At 38.8% G+C, this 19140-nt stretch carries 13 protein-coding genes and 1 tRNA gene; 7 read left to right on the top strand and 7 right to left on the bottom strand.

Going from position 1 to position 19140, the window contains the following annotated elements; genetic code table 11:
- Window positions 1-276: 276 nt before the first annotated feature.
- Window positions 277-350: transfer RNA gene (locus ABVM49_RS06995), tRNA-Ile, on the bottom strand.
- 87 nt (window positions 351-437) lie between these two features.
- Entirely contained in the window at window positions 438-842 is a 405-nt protein-coding gene (mce, locus tag ABVM49_RS06990) for a methylmalonyl-CoA epimerase (RefSeq protein WP_405203600.1), read from the bottom strand.
- A 133-nt stretch (window positions 843-975) separates the two neighbouring features.
- Here mce and rbfA point away from each other — a divergent pair, with 133 nt between their 5' ends.
- Both rbfA and ABVM49_RS06980 read left to right on the top strand, forming a co-directional pair.
- A complete protein-coding gene (gene rbfA / locus ABVM49_RS06985; RefSeq protein ID WP_021778132.1) occupies window positions 976-1368 on the top strand; it encodes a 30S ribosome-binding factor RbfA in 393 nt (130 codons plus the stop codon).
- Window positions 1369-2574: an FtsX-like permease family protein gene (locus ABVM49_RS06980; protein WP_405203599.1), complete on the top strand. Its 1206-nt coding sequence runs from the start codon at window positions 1369-1371 to the stop codon at window positions 2572-2574.
- On the opposite strand, the gene dusB is transcribed toward ABVM49_RS06980, so the two are convergent.
- The 3 genes from dusB to ABVM49_RS06965 form a co-directional block, all read right to left on the bottom strand.
- Window positions 2571-3563: a tRNA dihydrouridine synthase DusB gene (gene dusB / locus ABVM49_RS06975; RefSeq protein WP_035328796.1), complete on the bottom strand. Its 993-nt coding sequence runs from the start codon at window positions 3561-3563 to the stop codon at window positions 2571-2573. The genes ABVM49_RS06980 and dusB overlap by 4 nt on opposite strands.
- A gap of 86 nt (window positions 3564-3649) precedes the next feature.
- Entirely contained in the window at window positions 3650-4795 is a 1146-nt protein-coding gene (locus tag ABVM49_RS06970; RefSeq protein WP_405203597.1) for an acyltransferase family protein, read from the bottom strand.
- A 7-nt stretch (window positions 4796-4802) separates the two neighbouring features.
- Window positions 4803-7175: an outer membrane beta-barrel protein gene (locus tag ABVM49_RS06965; protein WP_405203596.1), complete on the bottom strand. Its 2373-nt coding sequence runs from the start codon at window positions 7173-7175 to the stop codon at window positions 4803-4805.
- Window positions 7176-7349: 174 nt separating this feature from the next.
- Here ABVM49_RS06965 and lepA point away from each other — a divergent pair, with 174 nt between their 5' ends.
- The gene (lepA, locus tag ABVM49_RS06960) at window positions 7350-9146 is read left to right on the top strand and encodes a translation elongation factor 4 (protein WP_038597376.1); all 1797 of its coding nucleotides are present in this window, start codon (window positions 7350-7352) and stop codon (window positions 9144-9146) included.
- A 54-nt stretch (window positions 9147-9200) separates the two neighbouring features.
- Here lepA and ABVM49_RS06955 read toward each other — a convergent pair whose 3' ends face one another.
- Both ABVM49_RS06955 and ABVM49_RS06950 read right to left on the bottom strand, forming a co-directional pair.
- A complete protein-coding gene (locus tag ABVM49_RS06955) occupies window positions 9201-10112 on the bottom strand; it encodes an ABC transporter substrate-binding protein (protein ID WP_405203595.1) in 912 nt (303 codons plus the stop codon).
- Window positions 10109-10810, bottom strand: coding sequence for a copper homeostasis protein CutC (locus tag ABVM49_RS06950; protein ID WP_405203594.1), 702 nt, complete (start codon window positions 10808-10810; stop codon window positions 10109-10111). The genes ABVM49_RS06955 and ABVM49_RS06950 overlap by 4 nt, the downstream gene beginning before the upstream one ends.
- A 102-nt stretch (window positions 10811-10912) precedes the next feature.
- On the opposite strand from ABVM49_RS06950, the gene ABVM49_RS06945 reads away from it, so the two are divergent.
- From ABVM49_RS06945 to polA, 4 genes are all read left to right on the top strand, one after another.
- On the top strand, window positions 10913-13861 hold the full coding sequence (locus ABVM49_RS06945) for a GH92 family glycosyl hydrolase (protein WP_405203593.1): 2949 nt from the start codon (window positions 10913-10915) through the stop codon (window positions 13859-13861).
- A gap of 2 nt (window positions 13862-13863) precedes the next feature.
- Window positions 13864-14664 carry a sulfurtransferase gene (locus tag ABVM49_RS06940; protein WP_405203592.1) on the top strand — a complete coding sequence of 267 codons (801 nt, stop codon included), beginning with the start codon at window positions 13864-13866 and terminating at the stop codon, window positions 14662-14664.
- A gap of 41 nt (window positions 14665-14705) precedes the next feature.
- Entirely contained in the window at window positions 14706-15719 is a 1014-nt protein-coding gene (locus tag ABVM49_RS06935; protein ID WP_405203591.1) for an isoaspartyl peptidase/L-asparaginase family protein, read from the top strand.
- 489 nt (window positions 15720-16208) lie between these two features.
- Complete coding sequence (gene polA / locus ABVM49_RS06930) at window positions 16209-19058, top strand: DNA polymerase I (RefSeq protein WP_405203590.1); 2850 nt, start codon at window positions 16209-16211, stop codon at window positions 19056-19058.
- Window positions 19059-19140: the final 82 nt, after the last annotated feature.

The raw sequence follows: 19140 nt of genomic DNA, 5'->3' as shown, positions 1-19140 counted from the left end.
TACCTCCTACAATATCAAAACCAACATAAATTTTAGTTAAAAAATTTTACAAAACACTGCAAATCAGTTAAATAAACCATAATATCTTAAATACTTAAGACAGATAATACATTTTAAGATATTTGAATAAAAATTGAGAATTTGTGCTTTTCGTCGGGTATACACATACTTTAATCTAGATAAATTACCAAAAAACACGTTTTACAGAGATTAGAACATCTCTCATTATAAAGCATAAAAAAACCTCACAAACTTATGTTTGCGAGGTTTACTAAGTGGTCCCACTTGGGCTCGAACCAAGGACCCTCTGATTATGAGTCAGATGCTCTAACCAACTGAGCTATGGGACCGTTGTTTTCTATGTTTTCTAATCTAATAGAAGTTGAAAACGGGTGCAAATTTATAATAAATCTTTACCCTAACAAAGCTTTTCTTTGCTAATTATTAATTTCTTGACATAACTCTATAAGAACACCACCCGCTGTTTTAGGATGCACAAACGCAACTAGCTTATTATCTGCACCTTTCTTAGGCTTTTCGTTAAGAATAATAAACCCTTCTTTTTTTAATCTTTCCATCTCCTCTACAATATTTTCTACCGCAAAGGCTATGTGATGTATTCCTTCTCCCTTTTTTTCTATAAACTTAGCGATTGCACTATCATCGTTTGTCGCCTCTAGAAGCTCTATTTTATTAGGACCTGTTTTAAAAAAAGATGTACGCACCCCTTCAGAGGCAACTTCCTCAATCTTATAATGTGGTACGCCCAGTAGTTTTTCATAAAGCGAGTTGCCCGCCTCAAGATTTTTAACAGCTATACCTATGTGTTCTATCTTATTCATATCTTATTTTCTGAACTATAAATGTTTGAATTACGCTTTCGCGAAAGCGTAAAAACCATAATACAACGTTAAATACCGCATATCAAGGCTTGACAAAAGTAATACATATCAAAAAAACGTATTTTTGCAGTCTATGGAATCAAACAGACAGAAAAAAGTAGCAGGTGTTCTTCAAAAAGATCTTGCAGAAGTGCTTCAAAACGCACTTAGAGACAGCGGTCAAGGAGGCATTATTGTGTCTGTAACTAAGGTTAAGGTACCTACAGACTTATCTATTGCAAAAGTATACTTGAGCATCTTTCCTAATGATAAGGCTACTGAGATACTTAAAGAGGTAAATCAAGTAAAACCTATCATACGTCATAACATATCACAGCGCACACGTCACCAACTGCGACGTATGCCAGAACTTCAATTCTATATAGATGACACGCTAGAGTACCTAGATGGTATAGAGCGCTCTCTTAAAGGTGGTGACAACCCACTAGAAGATCCAAGTTTACTCGCTCGTAGAAAGAAAATATAAATGCAGTTTGCCCGCTATATAGCGCAACGTTACCTTGTATCAAAAAGTGGTACAAATGCTGTAAACATAATTACCTACATATCTATAGGGAGTATCATTTTAGGCACGATGGTTCTTTTTATTGTGCTCTCTGCTTTTTCTGGGCTTAAGGAGTTTAATCTCTCTATTACGTCTATTATAGACCCAGACATTAAAGTACTACCCACTACTGGCAAAACAATCACCCTCACTCCTACTCAAGAAAAGGAGCTCGCCTCATTTACAGAGATACAAGCATACTCAAAAGTAATAGAAGAACGTGCATACCTCGAGCACGAGGGTAAAACCTCACTGGGCTTTATAAAAGGAGTAGATGAAAATTACCTCAACGTTACTCAAATAGATAGCACCATCTTTGCTGGAAACTGGCCTACTCTAGGTGAGCCAGCAGTAGCTATGGGCTATCTTGTAAGAAGAAGGCTCTCTGTTAACCTCACAGACTATAGCAGCCTGCTCTCTATAATGACACCAAAACCTGGTACGGGACAAATCACAGACCCTACACAAGCTTTTAACTCATCAAAGGCAGTGGTGAGTGGAGTTTTTCAAGCCGGCGAGACACTTGACAATGATCATATTTTTGCAAATATTGACTTTGTAGGCGCACTACTGGGTTACCCAGAAGATAAGATAAGTACACTTGAGATTAAATTATCTCCAGAAACAGACGAAGACCGCTTACGCGAAAAGATAAGCTCGTTACTCAATAACAACGTGATCATAAAAAACAGAATCGAGCTTAATGATGCCCTCTACAAGATGCTCAATACTGAAAACCTCGCACTCTATTTTATATGTACGCTCGTACTCATAATAGCTCTTTTTAGTTTTATAGGGAGTCTTATTATGATTATAGTAGATAAGCGCAAGCACATTAAAACACTAAGCGATCTAGGCGCATCTCTAGCATCTATACGTATGATTATATTTACGCAAGGCGCACTGATGATTCTTCTAGGTGGCGCTGTAGGGATTATACTTGGTGCAATTCTAATTTTAATACAGCAGCAGTTTGGCTTTATACCAATTACAGAGAGTTTACCCTACCCAGTAAAATTTGAACTAGTAAATATCGTAATCGTATATGCAACAATAGTGATACTAGGCTTTTTAAGCGCTAGACTTGCAGCCTCAAGAGTAAATAAGAAATTTATAAGCTCAAACTAGACAAACTCGTAACCTGCAAACTTCTCTTCAATAAGGTTTAATGCAGCAAAGACATCCTCACTTTTATCTGAAGTTACTAGCTTCATACGGTATTCCTTAAAATGTGGAATCCCTCTAAAGTAGTTTGTATAATGCCTTCTTGTTTCAAACACGCCAAGTATCTCTCCTTTCCAGGCTATAGACATCTCTAGGTGACGTCGTGCAGCTTCAACGCGCTCTACTAGGGTAGGTGGCTTTTTATGCTCTCCTGTTTTCATAAAGTGCTTTACTTCATTAAAAAACCACGGGTAGCCTATACTTGCACGACCTATCATCGCTCCATCAAGACCATACTCATCGCGCATCTCCACAGCACGCTCTGGAGAGTTTACATCTCCGTTGCCAAACACTGGGATGTGCATTCTTTGATTATTCTTTACTGCAGCAATAGGTTTCCAGTCTGCATCACCTTTATACATTTGTGCACGTGTACGACCGTGTATAGATATTGCAGCACAACCTACATCTTGTAAACGCTCTGCAACCTCAACAATCTTTATACTGTCGTGATCCCAACCTAAGCGGGTTTTTACAGTAACAGGCAGCTTGGTATGCTCTACCATAGACTTGGTTAACTTAACCATAAGGTCTATATCTTTTAAAATACCAGCACCAGCTCCTTTTGACACAACTTTCTTGACTGGACAACCAAAATTAATATCAATAATATCTGGCCCACTCGCTTCTACAATCTCAACACTGCGCAACATAGACTCCTCTACTGCTCCAAAAATCTGAATACCTACAGGACGTTCTTTTTCATAAATATCCAGTTTCATCACACTCTTTGCAGCGTCACGTATCAACCCTTCACTAGATATAAACTCTGTATATACAACATCTGCCCCCTGTTCTTTACATAACGCTCTAAATGGTGGATCACTTACATCCTCCATTGGTGCTAGTAATAGCGGAAAATCTCCTACATCTATATCTCCTATTTTTGCCATACTTAATTTCCTTGCCTTATTCCCTTAATACGTATCACGCACAAAAGAACTCAAATAATTTAATCTGGCACAAAGGTAACTTCTTTTTAGTGTTTATACCTACTCGTTATAAAATGCTTGTCTCGTAGGTCTGTCATAGGTTTTTCATAAAGACGATACCACAACCCTGATATTATAAATAAAAGTATAAAGTATATCGCTGCATAACCCACTCTCTCATTAAAACTTAACAACTCTATAGGCCAAACCCATCGCATACCCTGCAACAATAACCCATAATGCAAGAGGTAAACCGCATATGAGGTTATACTCACATAACGTATGGGCACAGCTATAAATCTAGGCGCTTGTTGCCAAGAAGAAAGTACTGGCAAGGTAAGAGCGATAGCAATCGAAGTAAGAGGCAAATAAATCACGTCCCAAATAAATGATGCAGCCACGGGATCTAAACTGTATTTTCCTAAAACAAACTGAAACCCAAAAAACAATATTACCCCTAAAGCAAATAATAACTGTTTGTGCTTAAGCCAGTGTTTTGGGTATTTATGAGATAGATATGCTGCCAGCACACCATAATAAATCGCATCTATTCGGTAGATGACTACTGCCTTTAGATTTATGTTCCACTGTTGTGCATCAAGTGTTGGTGTGGTAAAATGGTAGAGTAATTTAGTTATAAGAAACACGATTATGACTGCTACTGTGCTGCGCAGGAATAAGGTTTCTTTTTTTGCTTTCGCGAAAGCGTAAACCACAACATATAATAACAATGGCCCTATAATATATGCCACCTCCTCTACTGGCAAGCTCCACGACTCTGTAAAAAACACCTCCATCCCTGAAGAGAAATTCTGAAGGAAAAGAAAGTAGTAAGGTATATTTTCTGGAAGCTGTCTACCTATCGCAATAACTAGCAAAATATTGAGAACTAAAGCGAGGTAATAACTAGGCAACGTACGGAACCACCTGCGTATTAAAAAATACTTAACATCGCTCATCCCAAAATCTTCTTTTACAAATAGCCTAAGCAATATAGACCCTATTAAATAGCCGCTCAGCACAAAAAAGATCTCTACACCCATCACTCCCCCTAATTGTAGTAGCGGGATGACACCTCCATATTGCTCGGGAAAAATATATAAAATGTGAGATCCTAAAACGGCAAGAATCGCGATTGCTCGCATTAAGTCAAGCCCAAAAACACGCTGCTTAGATGAAGGGCTACTACTCAAAAGATGATTATTCTTTAAGTCGTTCTAACTCATCAATCTCAAGAGCTCTATTATTATCTTGCAATTTGAAATTACCAAACTTATAGGTAAAGCCTACTTGCAAGTTTTGTGTCTCTGGAACAGCGAAATAAGCATTGTCTTGGTTAAGATATTGAGAGGTAAGCAAAGCATTTGCCTCCCCTAGTATGTCATTTACAGTTACTTTAAGTATCGCTCTGTTTTTCCAAAACTTCTTTTGTACACCGGCATTTAATGTAATCACCCGGTCTTGAATATAGCTTGCAGCTAGAAATTTAGAAATATACTCTGCGCTCACCTCTGCTGTCCAACTTCTATCTTTACTAAGTGTGAGGTAATTACCAATGTATGCATACACTCCATCTACCTTATTATCTTGAGCAACATTGCCACTCTCTTGCGCAAGGAAAGTAACCTCCTCGTGAAAGGCACTTAGGTAAGTGTATAAATAATACCAGTTTGAAACACTTCTACCGTGTGTGAAGTCGAGACCCCAAGATTTACTACCTAATGCATTTTGATTTGAGGTACGCAATACTTGTGCATCGTTATTTTGAAAAGGAAGCCTTAATATCTCATTTCCATTATCACGATAATAGAGATCAAAAGAGTAAGCACTTTTTAAGGTATAATTAAAATTAAATCGATGACTAAAAGCTGGAGTTAACTGTGCATTACCTTGATCAAAATTATTTTCATTTAAGAAGTAGGCAAATGGGTTTAAATCTTGATACCTAGGCCTATCTACTCTTCTTGAGTAGTCCAAGCTAAAACTATGATTCTCAACAGGAGCATACTGCACATATGCAGTTGGAAAAAATTCTAGATAATCCAAATCGTTAATCTCGTTAAGCGCAAGCGAAGTTCCCTTTGAGTTAGTTTGCTCTGCGCGCAACCCAGCTTTTAAACTCCATTTATCCCAATCTTTTGCCACAGAAACATAACCCGCAACAATATCTTCATCATATAGAAAATCATCATCTTGTGCTTCTTGCAAGCCTGACGCACCACTATCTACAATAGTTGGAAATTTAATCACAGATCTAGAATCTATAATAGACGTTCTTGCACCCAGTTCTAAAGCAACAGTCCCTAAAGTCGTTGCATAGTCTATTTGCCCTGTATAAATCTCAATATCTTGAAAAGAGTCACTCGTAAAACGCACATTTCTAAACTGCTCTCCAGTAGCATCTATATATCGAGAATTTAAAGATTGATCACGCTTTCGCGAAAAATTAGTATGATGCACATTCATACTCAATGATCCATTGTTAAGCGTCTTGGTATACTTTGCATCTAGCGCAATATTAGTGCGCTCTCCATTTAATCCGCTAGAGGTTCTAATCGTGTACGGATCTTCTATAGATGAAGTAACATCTGTTATAGATCTTGAGTAATCATAAATACCTGGTGAATATAAACCCACAGCCGAAAAACTTAACTGCGAAGTCTCATTAAGCTTATAATCCATAATAAGATTTGCGTTATGAGCATTTGACCAGTTTTTACGTTCAAAATCTTGAAGCCAGTTTATACGTTCATCTGCAGTTCTATAGTTTATAAAATTGTCACTCATAAAAGAGGACTTCTGCGGGTTGAAACTATAATTAAAAAATAGATTCAATTTCTCATTTTTATAGTACTGTGACGTCCCAAAAGAATGTTTTGGAAAAATGCCGTAAGTTCCTCTAGCAAAAACAGTTCCTTTATAGCCTAAAGACACTACCTTTGAAGTAATAATATTAAGTACGGGACCTCCTTCTGCCTCATATCTAGCTGGTGGATTTGCAATTACCTCTACAGATTGTATAGCATCACCAGAGAGACTACTTAAAAGATCTTGAATTTCTTCTGCGCTCAATTGCACTCTCTTATCATTGAGATACACAGTAACTCCTTCATTTCTAATTGTAATCTCTTCTTGATTTACAACTACTCCCGGAGTTCTTTTTAAAATATCCATCGTATTACCTGATGATAGTATGGTATTTTCCACATTAAAAACAAGTCTATCTGCTTTGCGTACAACAGTTGGTTTTTTTGAAGTAAGCACAACTTCATCTAGACTTTCTTGACTTGCGTTAAGCACTATGGGTCTTAAAGTTGTGTCTTTCTCTAGTAGTATACTTTCAATTTTTTGGTCGTCATAACCTACAAAACTAACTGTAAGGTGGTATGTGCCTGTATTGAGATTTTCTAGACTAAAGGAACCGTCCTCTTCTGTGATAGTACCTTTTACCAGCTTTTGCTCCTCGTCAAGTAGTACAACATTTGCAAAGGCAATGGGGCTGTTTTGAGAAGTGTTTACAACTCCTTGTATACGTATGTTTTGGGCGATGATTGATGAGATGCAAAAAAACATCAACAGTATGATAACAGGTCGGATAATGCTAATTTTTAGAGCTTTAAAAGTAACACCTCTTTCAAAAACATTTCACATAATTTTAAGAATTTTCGACCAAATACACAAAATCTATTTTACTGAGAAATAAATAGCTCTTAATAGCCGTATATTTGCACCCTATTTGCTATGACTATGAAGAATATTAGAAATTTTTGCATTATTGCGCACATTGACCACGGTAAGAGTACACTAGCAGACCGTCTCCTTGATGAGACCGCTACAGTTACAAAACGTGAAGCTCAGGCGCAATTACTAGATAGTATGGATTTGGAACGTGAGCGCGGTATTACCATTAAGTCCCACGCTATCCAGATGGAGTATAAATACAAAGGCGAAGATTACATTCTAAATCTCATAGATACACCCGGTCACGTAGATTTCTCATATGAAGTATCGCGTAGTATAGCCGCTTGTGAAGGAGCGCTTCTAGTAGTAGATGCAGCACAAAGTATACAGGCACAAACTATCTCAAACCTTTATCTAGCACTAGAGAATGATCTAGAGATCATACCGGTACTTAATAAAGTTGATTTACCTAGTGCAAATCCAGAAGAGGTAACAGATGATATTGTAGACCTACTAGGTTGTGATGCAGAAGAAGTAATTCCAGCATCTGCAAAAACAGGTATAGGTATTGAAGAAATTCTTGCCGCAGTAATAGAGCGCATACCTGCTCCAAAGGGGAATCCAGATGAGCCACTACAAGCGCTTATTTTTGATAGTGTTTACAACCCTTTTAGAGGAGTAGAAACATACTTTAGAGTAATAAATGGCTCTATTAGAAAAAACCAACAAATAAAATTTGTCGCTACTGGAAACACGTATGGTGCAGATGAGGTAGGAACATTAAAACTCACACAAGCACCTAAGCAAGAAATAAAAGCGGGTGACGTAGGATACCTTATCACAGGTATAAAAGATGCCCGTGAGGTAAAAGTAGGTGATACTATTACAGACGCAAAGAACCCTACACAAAACGCCATTGCAGGTTTTGAAGACGTAAAGCCTATGGTATTTGCAGGTATTTATCCTGTAGACACGGAGGACTATGAGGAGCTACGCAACTCAATGGAAAAACTACAGCTTAATGATGCCTCTCTAGTATTTGAGCCAGAAAGTTCGGCGGCATTAGGTTTTGGATTTAGATGTGGATTCTTAGGGATGTTACACCTCGAGATTATACAAGAAAGATTAGAACGTGAGTTTGATATGACTGTTATCACAACAGTACCTAACGTATCTTATCACGCGTTTACAAATAAACATCCAGATGATATTATTTTAGTAAATAATCCATCAGACCTTCCAGATCCATCTAGTATGAATCGTGTTGAAGAGCCTTTTATTAAAGCAACCATTATTACAAAGTCTGACTTTGTAGGACCTGTAATGTCATTATGTATAGAAAAAAGAGGTCAAATAGCTAGCCAGACATACTTAACAACAGAGCGTGTTGAGCTTACTTTTGATATGCCACTTGCAGAGATTGTTTTTGATTTTTATGATCGTCTTAAAACAGTTTCAAAGGGATATGCGAGTTTTGACTACTCTCCTATAGGTATGAGGGCTTCAAAACTGGTTAAGGTAGATGTACTTCTTAACGGGCAGCCGGTAGATGCACTATCTGCACTCTTACACCAAGACAATGCTTATGATATAGGTAAGCGTATGTGTGAGAAATTAAGAGAACTTATCCCACGCCAGCAGTTTGATATTCCTATACAGGCTGCGATAGGTGCAAAAATCATCTCTCGTGAGACGGTAAAAGCACTACGTAAAGATGTAACGGCTAAGTGTTATGGTGGTGATATTTCGCGAAAGCGTAAACTTCTAGAAAAACAGAAAAAAGGTAAGAAACGTATGCGTGCTGTGGGTAATGTAGAGATACCACAAGAAGCGTTTATGGCGGTTCTTAAACTTAACGATTAAGCATATATAAAGTATAAAAAAGCTGCAAATATGATATTTGCAGCTTTTTTACTTTTACAGCAACTCGTTTGTAAAAATGGCTTTGGCCTCTATGGGTTTTGTCTCAAGACCTTTGTCATATAACCACTCTAAAAAAGTGGTTATAACTCCCTGATCCATTTTACCCCAAGAATCTCCAGTGCCAAATGCTTTTAAAGACATCTGTAATGACTTTTTAAGATCTATCTCTTTATCCTTTTCGGGCACAAGTGTAGCGAGTATAGCAACAGCCTCCTCAGGTTGCTCCTTACAATATAGATAGCCTCGAGCAGTAGCTTTAAGGAAGGCCTGGTAAGCTTCCTTACGTGCCACTATTTTATTTTCATCTGCAACTATTACTGGTGAGTATGAGTATGGCACCTTGTAATCTGCCATTTTAAAATAGGTGAAGTCATCACCCCTCTCTTGCACCTGCACGCCTTCCCAATTTAAAAACACCCAGGTAGCATCATAAGTTCCTGCAATGAGCGCATCCCAAATACCCAGCTTATCTGGATACTCGAGTTCTAGCACTCCCTCACCACCATCATTACGTATCATTTGTTTTACGATCTCATCTTCATATCGTGCTTTGTAAGATGCATAAGTTTTATGATCTAAAGAACTAGGAGATGCGATACCACTATCACGTTTAACCACAATAGCACTAGCATCTTCTTGCAAGATAGCAGCAACCGCTTTAAGCGGAAAAGGGCTTGCCTTTGTACGGTAGCTAAACAAGCTCTCCGTAGGGCACAATGCCATATCTACTAGACCGAGCTCTACCTTCTTTGCTGGGGTGAGTTCATAATTATCTGCAGCGGGATTTTCTATAGCCACTTCAAGTCCTTCTTCTTTGTAAAAGCCCTGTGCTTGCGCCACAAAAAACCCTATATGATTTATATTAGGCGTCCAATCTAGTGCTATTTTAATATGATTTGATTTCATTTTTTGATGAGTTTGATGAGTTGTTTTATAGTCTGTTGATTTGTATGTTTTTCTTTCTTTATGCGTTGTTGATGTGAAGAGTTTTCTATTGCGCTTTCGCGAAAGCTGCCGTGCACTTCTTTAAAACCAGCATCTAAAAATTTTTCAACATTTGTAATTGAAACTCCGCCTCCTGGCAGAATAACAATGCGCTCCTTAGCTTGCTCGCGTAATGATTTCAAAACATCAAACCCCTCAATAACATCTGGTTTTTGACCCGAAGTAAGAATGCGATCTACGCCTAGCTCTATAAGCTCCTCTAGACCTTTTACAGGATCAAGCACTTGATCAAACGCACGATGAAAAGTGAAAGACATTCCCTCACTAGCCTTTACAAGCTGTGATGTTCTTTTAATGTCTATTGTATGATCACTGAGCAGCACGCCAGAAACAATACCTTGCACACCCATAGACTTTGCAAAAGCAATATCACGCAGCATCGTTTTAAACTCGCTATTTGAGTATATAAAATTACCAGCGCGTGGTCGTATAAGCACAAAAGATGTTATTGATAGTTCTTGCATCACCTTCTCAATAAGTGAGTGACTAGGTGTTACACCTCCTATGTTAAGCTGCTCGCATAACTCAATACGATGTGCACCTCCATCTTGCGCCGCTAGAGCACTCTCAAATGAATTTGCACAGACCTCAATTTTCATATACTAAAGGTACTAAACCTAAAACCACTGTCAAATTTTGCGAGAGCTATCTCGTATAGCTTTAGGGCTTTTATTATCTTAGACACAAACCAATCCTTGCAAATGCGTCACCTACTTACCTTATTAATTGCAGCAATATTTATTACCTCGTGTAAACACGTTACTGAGACCACTCCTGCACAAAAGGACCAAGCGCTTATAAATTATGTAAATCCATTTATAGGCACAGGTGGTCACGGGCATACATACCCTGGTGCGACAATGCCCTTTGGAATGATGCAATTAAGTCCAGATACAAGACTAGACGGCTGGGATGGCTGCTCCGGTTATCACTATGATGATGAGTACATCTATGGTTTTAGCCATACACACTTAAGCGGGACCGGCGTTTCAGACTACGGTGATATTTTACTTATGCCGTCTAACACCATACTTTTTAATAACGGCGCAAATGGTAAAAAAGGATATCGTGATCACTTCTCTCACGATAATGAAATTGCCCAACCGGGATATTATAAAGTACACCTAGATAGTACTAATATAGACGTGGAGCTTACGGTTTCTCAACGTAGTGGTATTCATAAATACGCTTTCGCGAAAGCGGACTCCCTCAACAACTACCTCATCATAGATCTTGATCACAGAGACGAAGTGCTAAGCGCCTCTTGGGAAGTCATTAAAGAAAATGACGACCAGAAACTATATACGGAAATTCAAGGCCATCGTCACAGTAAGGCGTGGGCCTCAAAACAATTACTTTATTACTATCTCAAAACCTCACACCCTTTTAAATACATTAAAGACTCACAGTCTAAAAGCAACAAAGTGGCTCTTAAGTTTGAGAATCCTAGCAATGAGCCTGTGATCATAAAAATAGGAATCTCTGCAGTAGATGAGAAGGGTGCAAAACAAAACTTAGAAACTGAGATAGGTAACAAAACCTTTGAGCAAGTAAAGGCAACTGCTCAAAGTACCTGGAAAAAACAACTAGAAAAAATTATCGTTGAGACAGACAACAAAACATATAAAACTAACTTTTACACCTCGCTCTATCACACGATGCTTGCGCCTAATATTTATCAAGATATAGACGGTCGCTACCGAGGTATGGATCTAGAGATTCATCAAACTACAGATTTTGATTACTATAGTGTTTTCTCACTTTGGGATACATATCGCGCGGCACACCCGCTGTACACCATTATAGAAGAACAGCGCACAAATGATTTTATAAACACCTTTATTGCAAAATATGATGAGGGTGGCATAATGCCTATATGGGATCTTTCTGGTAATTACACAGGCTGTATGATAGGCTATCACGCCGTGCCAGTTATAGCAGATGCGTATATGAAAGGCATAAGAGACTACGATACAGATCGTGCCTTTGAGGCGATGCTACATAGCGCATCACAAGATAAACTAGGTCTAGACTCCTATAAAAAATATGGATTTATACCCACAGAAATGGAAGCAGAGTCTGTTTCAAAAACGTTAGAATATGCCTATGATGACTGGACTATAGCCATAATGGCTCAAGAAAGAGGTGACGAAGAAAGCTATAAAACGTATATCCAAAGAGCACAAAACTATAAGAATGTATATGACTCAAAATCAGGATTTATGCGAGGTAGAATGCGCAATAGCTGGTTCTCGCCATTTGACCCCTACGAGGTAAACTTTAATTACACAGAGGCAAACTCTTGGCAATACAGCTTTTATGTACCCCAAGACGTAAGTGGCTTTATAGATCTTGTGGGTGGCAAAAAAGCGATGGATAAAAAGCTAGATGCACTTTTTACAGCCCAGCAAGAAACTTCTGGAAGGCACCAGCAAGACATCACAGGCTTGATAGGACAGTATGCACACGGTAATGAGCCTAGTCATCATATGGCGTATCTCTATAACTATATTCATAAACCGTGGAAAACTCAAAAGCGTGTGCACGAGATTCTTACTACTATGTATAAAGACACTCCAGACGGTATCTCTGGTAATGAAGATTGTGGCCAGATGAGTGCTTGGTATGTACTTAGCTCGCTAGGGTTTTACCCAGTGACACCAGGAAGCAACACATATGCCATAGGCACACCTCTTTTTGACAAAGCCACGATTTATCTAGAAAATGGCAATAATTTTACCATAGAGGCCAGCAATGTATCTGACACTAATATCCATATAAAAAATGCTTCTATTAATGGTAAGGCACACCCCTACTCTTACATAAACCATAAAGATATTATGGCTGGTGGTCTTTTGCAATTTGATATGTCTAGCACTCCTGGTAGATGGGGTAAGCATCCAGCGCACAGCCCAAAAACTGCCATAACAGAACATCTCATTGTAGCTGCACCGTTTATTGCAAGTGGCAATATTACTTTTACAAAAAATACAACCGTCGCATTACAGTCTACAGATAAAGATGCAGAGATATACTTTGCTCTTAAAGAAGACGGCGAGACCTTTAAACGTTACAGAAAACCTATTACCATAACATCAGATACAGAGTTACGTACTTATGCCATTTCAAGACACGGCAAAAGTGCTACAATCGCCACCCCTTTTCATAAAATAAATAATGCTTATAAAGTGACCCTCGAGACTACTTATGCAAATGAATACAGTGCAGGTGGAGAGAATGCCTTAATAGATGGCATAAGAGGTTCAAAAGAATACAGATCTGGCACCTGGCAAGGATATAATAATCAAGATGTAATTGCTACACTAGATCTAGGAGAAGTAAAAAATATAAACGCAATTGCCACCTCATTTTTACAAGACCAACGCAGCTGGATTTTTTACCCTACTGAGGTTAGCTTTTTTACCTCTATAGATGGCACCACTTTTACACCCTACTATAGCCAAGATATAGATGCAACTATGGAAAGTGAAGAGACTTTAATTAAAACGGTAGCAGCATCTCAAGATGAGCAAGCAGCTAGATACGTAAAAGTTATAGCAAAGACGGTAGGAGATTTACCTAGCTGGCACTTAGGTCACACGTATGATGGCAAAAGCTGGATATTTATAGATGAACTTATAGTTAAGTAGTAATGACAACACCCTTAGCAACCATACACTGGCTCAAAGAGCATAGAGAAGACAAAAACCTTATACTACTAGACGCAAGTCAAGAGTATGATGAGGGCAATACTATAAAAGGAGCAGTTCATTTTGACATTAAAAATACCTTTAGCAATACTAAAAGTCCATATCCTAACACATTCCCTAGTGAAAAACAGTTTGAAGAGGAGTGTAGAAAACTTGGTATCACCAGAGATTCACAAATCGTTGTTTTTGACAGCAAAGGAATATTCACCAGCCCTAGAGTGTGGTGGATGTTTACCGTAATGGGTCATAAGACTGTAGCCGTACTTGATGGAGGTCTACCAGCCTGGAATGGAGCAGGATTTGAATCATTAGAAGTTCACCAACCTAAAGAACTTGCTACTTCCTTTAAAGCACATAAAAACGAAGCAGCCATATACCATTATGAGCAAATAGTAGATAATTGTAATTCACAAGAGTACCAGCTCATAGATGCAAGATCACAAGGGCGTTTTAATGGTACAGCTCCAGAGCCACGAGCTCACTTACAAAGCGGTCATATAAAAAACGCATTTAACCTCCCCTACACCCAAGTGTTATCTAATGGATATTATAAGCCAAAAGAGGAACTAGAAAAACTATTTCAGGACCTACATCTAGACAAACGTCCTATTATTTTTAGTTGTGGCTCTGGCATAACGGCTTGCATTATTCTACTCGCCTTTAACCTAGTTTCAGATCAAGAGTCTTACGTTTATGATGGTTCTTGGACAGAGTGGGCAGAGCGCAATAAACTTTATACCTGAGTATAAGAACACAACTTTTTAAGATGTAAGATGCACCTATTATGAATAGAAGAAAATTTATAAACCGTTCGGCGGTAGCTGGGGCGGGTATTGCTACAGGAACAAGTATACTTGGTTGTGATGATAATGTCAAAAACAGCAAGGATACTAATTCCGCTTTCGCGAAAGCGCAACAAAAACCAGCACCCATCGCTATCTGTACTTGGGGGTTTTCTGGCGCTACAGAAAAAGCTGGGGAATTACTCACCAAAGGTTCTTCTGCTCTAGATGCAATCATTGCCGGTGTTGCCGTCGAAGAAGAAAATATAGAAAACACCACAGTAGGTATAGGCGCAACTCCAGACAGAGAGGGCAATGTGACCCTAGATGCCTGTGTTATGAATCCAGAGGGTGACTGTGGCGCCGTGCTTGCCGTAGAAAATATTGTAAACGTAGCTGCCCTGGCCCGCAAAGTGATGGAAGACACGCCACACGTAATACTTGCAGGTAAAGGTGCTGAGGAGTTTGCATACCAGCAGGGATTTAAAAAAGAAAATCTACTCACAGAAGAGCGTAAAATTGCCTGGCAAGAATGGCTCAAAACTAGTGACTATAAACCAGAGATTAACATAGAAAACCACGATACTATAGGAATGCTCGCTATAGATAAAGACGGTGATATTGCTGGTGTATGCACAACCTCAGGTTTAGGCTATAAGATGAAGGGTCGCGTGGGAGATTCTCCTATTATAGGCTCTGGATTATTTATAGACAACGAGGTGGGCGGTGCCGTGGCTACAGGTATGGGTGAAGAGGTTTTAAAAACGGTAGGAAGCTTCTTGATAGTTGAGTTGATGCGCGGTGGAATGAGCCCCCAAAAAGCCTGCGAAGAAGCCATTACAAGAATTACAAAAAAGGGACCTAGATATAAAGATTTTCAAATAGCCTACATCGCCATAAATAAATCTGGTGAGGTAGGAAGCCACTGTATACATAAAGGTTTTACAATGATGAAATATCAAAATGGTGAGAATAAAAATATAACTTCTAGCTACTACAATAGTGACAAAAGCTGAATCTACAACCAAAATTATCTTAATAAATAGACGTGAAGCATATTTTTGACGACCAACTACTCATTTAAAGATTTATGGATTTTTAACAATGTAGTCACTATAAAAATCTACTATCTTTAACCCTTGAAATTCAACTATATAATTAACATTCTTGTTAATCCTTTTAAAAAGGAACAATAAACAAATCAAAGAATTGTTATATATTTGTATATGCCTTAGGGCGAAAAATATTTAAGACTGTTGTAATTGACTTTTAATAATCAATTATGATTTGGGGTGAAAGCCAAGCATTTTTGCTTGGCTTTCTTTATTCCCAAATGTTAGGTTTTTTCTACTTCGTTTTAATGACGCTAGTTCATTGTATTTAAAAATGATTTTTTTCTTAGCCTCGTATAATTTATTAACAGTGCCCGCTATTCCGGATGCATCTTCTTACATTTGAGTTTATCGCACTACGCTTTCGCGAAAGCGTAATAAAACCCATCTCAAGTGACTAATACTGCCGAAAATACTCAAAAACGACTTTTTTTACTAGATGCATACGCATTGATTTTTAGAGGATATTATGCTCTTATTAAAAACCCGCGTATCACAAGTTCTGGTATGGATGTGAGTGCTATAATGGGATTTACAAATAGCCTCTTTGATGTTATAAAACGAGAGCGACCAGACCACCTAGCTGTTGCTTTTGACAAGGGCGGAAGCTCTGCTCGTGTTGAAGCTTATGCAGATTATAAGGCAAATCGTGACGAAACTCCAGAAGCGATACGCATAGCGGTACCTCATATACAAGAAATACTTAAGGCTATGCACATTCCCATTATTGAGCGTGAAGGTGTAGAGGCAGATGACCTAATAGGCACCCTTGCAAAACAGGCCGAAAAGGAAGACTTTAAAGTCTTTATGGTTACACCAGATAAGGATTATGCACAGCTAGTCTCAGAAAACATATTTATGTACAAGCCCGCTCGTATGGGTAATGGTATTGAGATATGGGGAATCCCAGAGGTGCAAAAGCGTTTTGAAGTAGAGCGTCCAGAGCAAGTTATAGATTACCTAGGGATGATGGGGGATGCGTCAGACAACATACCGGGACTTCCAGGTGTAGGTGATAAAACGGCAAAGAAATTTATAGCAGCATACGGCTCTATGGAAGGGCTTCTTGAAAATACAGATAAGCTCAAGGGCAAGATGAAAGAAAAGGTTATTGCAAATGCAGAGCTAGGACTTCTTTCTAAACAACTAGCAACTATAATGCTAGATTGTGATGTACAGTTTGACGCAAAAGATTATGAACTCTCAGAGCCAGATGCAGAGGCGGTCACAAAGAAGTTTGACGAGCTGGAGTTTAGACGTATGAAAGATCAGTTTGTAAAAATCTTTTCTGGTGAGGCAGAGCAAGGCACGCAGGTATCTTCTACCCCATCTGCAAAGAAGCAAGCAGCTACTGCGGCAGGTGCTGGACAGTTTTCACTTTTTGGTGGAGATGGTGGCGCTACCGCAGCAACAGTTGCAGATGCCTCTACACGTAAGACTATAAACGATACACAGCACTTTTACCAGACAATAGATAGCCCGCTTGCGCGAAAACTATTTATACAAAACCTACTCAAACAAACTTCTGTGTGTTTTGACACAGAAACTACAGGGCTCGACCCACTTGTGGCAGATCTTGTAGGAGTCGCTTTTTCTTGGGAAGCCGGTAAGGGATATTACATACCGTTTCCAGAAAGTAAAGATGAAGCACAAGCACTTATAGAAGAATTAAGGTCATTTTTTGAGCATACGGGGATTGAAAAAATAGGTCAAAACCTCAAATACGACATTAAGGTCCTTGCAAAGTATGATGTAAAAGTTAAGGGTAAACTTTTTGACACAATGCTTGCACACTATCTCATTAACCCAGATATGCGTCATAATATGGACGTACTGGCAGAGACCTACCTTAACTACACACCTGTATCTATCACAGAGCTGATAGGAAAAAAGGGGAAAAACCAAAAGTCTATGCGCGACGTGCCACTAGACCAGCAAACGGAGTATGCCGTAGAAGATGCAGATATTACCTTGCAGCTCAAACAGCACTTTGAAAAAGAACTTGATGAAGCGGGCACGCGTAAACTATTTGATGACATTGAGATCCCACTACTTAGAGTACTTGCGGCAATGGAGGTAGAAGGAATCAACCTAGACGTAAACTTCTTAGAAAGCTTATCTGGTGATCTTAATGCAGATATAGAACGTCTTACTTCTGAGATTTATGAAGAAGCTGGAGAAGAGTTTAAAATATCTTCACCTAAGCAACTAGGCGAAATTCTTTTTGACAAAATGAAGCTTGTAGACAAGCCTAAAAAGACAAAAACAGGACAATACTCAACCGCAGAAGATGTACTATCATACCTTGCAAAAGATCACGATATCATCCAGAAAGTACTAGACTACCGCGGGCTATCTAAGTTAAAGTCTACATATGTAGATGCATTGCCAGAGCAAGTTGCTCAAGATGGTCGTGTACATACAGACTATATGCAAACCGTAGCAGCGACGGGAAGGTTAAGTTCTAACAATCCTAACCTACAAAACATCCCTATACGCACAGAACGCGGCCGCCAGGTACGTAAAGCATTTGTCCCTAGAGATGAAAACCACACACTGCTCGCAGCAGATTATTCTCAAATTGAGCTACGTATTATAGCAGCTCTAAGCGAGGAAGAAAATATGATACAAGCCTTTACAAATGGTGAAGACATTCACGCTAGTACAGCGGCAAAAGTTTTTAATGTACCACTAGAAGAGGTAACAAGAGAGCAACGCAGTAATGCAAAGACAGTAAACTTTGGCATTATATACGGCGTCTCTGCCTTTGGACTTTCTAACCAGACAGACCTATCCCGAGGAGAAGCAAAAGAACTTATAGACAACTATTATAAATCGTACCCAAAACTGCGCAACTATATGAGTGAGCTTGTAGACTTCGCTAGAGAAAATGGGTATGTAAAAACAGTACTAGATAGGCGTCGCTACCTTAATGGTATTAACTCAAGCAACGGTGTTGTGCGTGGTGCTGCAGAGCGTAATGCTGTAAACGCACCTATACAAGGGAGCGCAGCAGATATTATTAAAATTGCAATGATTAATATTTTTGAGAAGCTAGAAAACAGTGATTACAAAACAAAAATGCTACTCCAAGTGCACGATGAACTTGTTTTTGACGTTCCAAACACTGAGCTTGATGACATCAAAAACCTCATCAAAACCGAAATGGAAAGTGCCTTTAAAATGGCAGTACCTCTAGATGTAGAAGTAGGAGTAGGTCAAAACTGGCTAGAGGCACACTAAAAAATAAAGCTATCTCATATTAAAAAAGCCAAATGAAAATAACTTCTCATTTGGCTTTTTAATTTTACATATATGTCATCTC

Source organism: Dokdonia sp. LLG6352-1, from assembly GCF_045055815.1.
Classification (GTDB): domain Bacteria; phylum Bacteroidota; class Bacteroidia; order Flavobacteriales; family Flavobacteriaceae; genus Dokdonia; species Dokdonia donghaensis.
Note: the sequence above shows the minus strand (reverse complement) of the source record. Positions and strands in the feature narration are given on the sequence as shown.

What these genes read in the sequence shown, in the direction of transcription:
- mce (WP_405203600.1), bottom strand. Translation starts at nt 842, where the DNA reads ATGAATAAGATAGAACACATAGGTATAGCTGTTAAAAATCTTGAGGCG.
- rbfA (WP_021778132.1), top strand. Translation starts at nt 976, where the DNA reads ATGGAATCAAACAGACAGAAAAAAGTAGCAGGTGTTCTTCAAAAAGAT.
- ABVM49_RS06980 (WP_405203599.1), top strand. Translation starts at nt 1,369, where the DNA reads ATGCAGTTTGCCCGCTATATAGCGCAACGTTACCTTGTATCAAAAAGT.
- dusB (WP_035328796.1), bottom strand. Translation starts at nt 3,563, where the DNA reads ATGGCAAAAATAGGAGATATAGATGTAGGAGATTTTCCGCTATTACTA.
- ABVM49_RS06965 (WP_405203596.1), bottom strand. Translation starts at nt 7,175, where the DNA reads ATGTTTTTTTGCATCTCATCAATCATCGCCCAAAACATACGTATACAA.
- lepA (WP_038597376.1), top strand. Translation starts at nt 7,350, where the DNA reads ATGAAGAATATTAGAAATTTTTGCATTATTGCGCACATTGACCACGGT.
- ABVM49_RS06955 (WP_405203595.1), bottom strand. Translation starts at nt 10,112, where the DNA reads ATGAAATCAAATCATATTAAAATAGCACTAGATTGGACGCCTAATATA.
- ABVM49_RS06950 (WP_405203594.1), bottom strand. Translation starts at nt 10,810, where the DNA reads ATGAAAATTGAGGTCTGTGCAAATTCATTTGAGAGTGCTCTAGCGGCG.
- ABVM49_RS06945 (WP_405203593.1), top strand. Translation starts at nt 10,913, where the DNA reads ATGCGTCACCTACTTACCTTATTAATTGCAGCAATATTTATTACCTCG.
- ABVM49_RS06940 (WP_405203592.1), top strand. Translation starts at nt 13,864, where the DNA reads ATGACAACACCCTTAGCAACCATACACTGGCTCAAAGAGCATAGAGAA.
- ABVM49_RS06935 (WP_405203591.1), top strand. Translation starts at nt 14,706, where the DNA reads ATGAATAGAAGAAAATTTATAAACCGTTCGGCGGTAGCTGGGGCGGGT.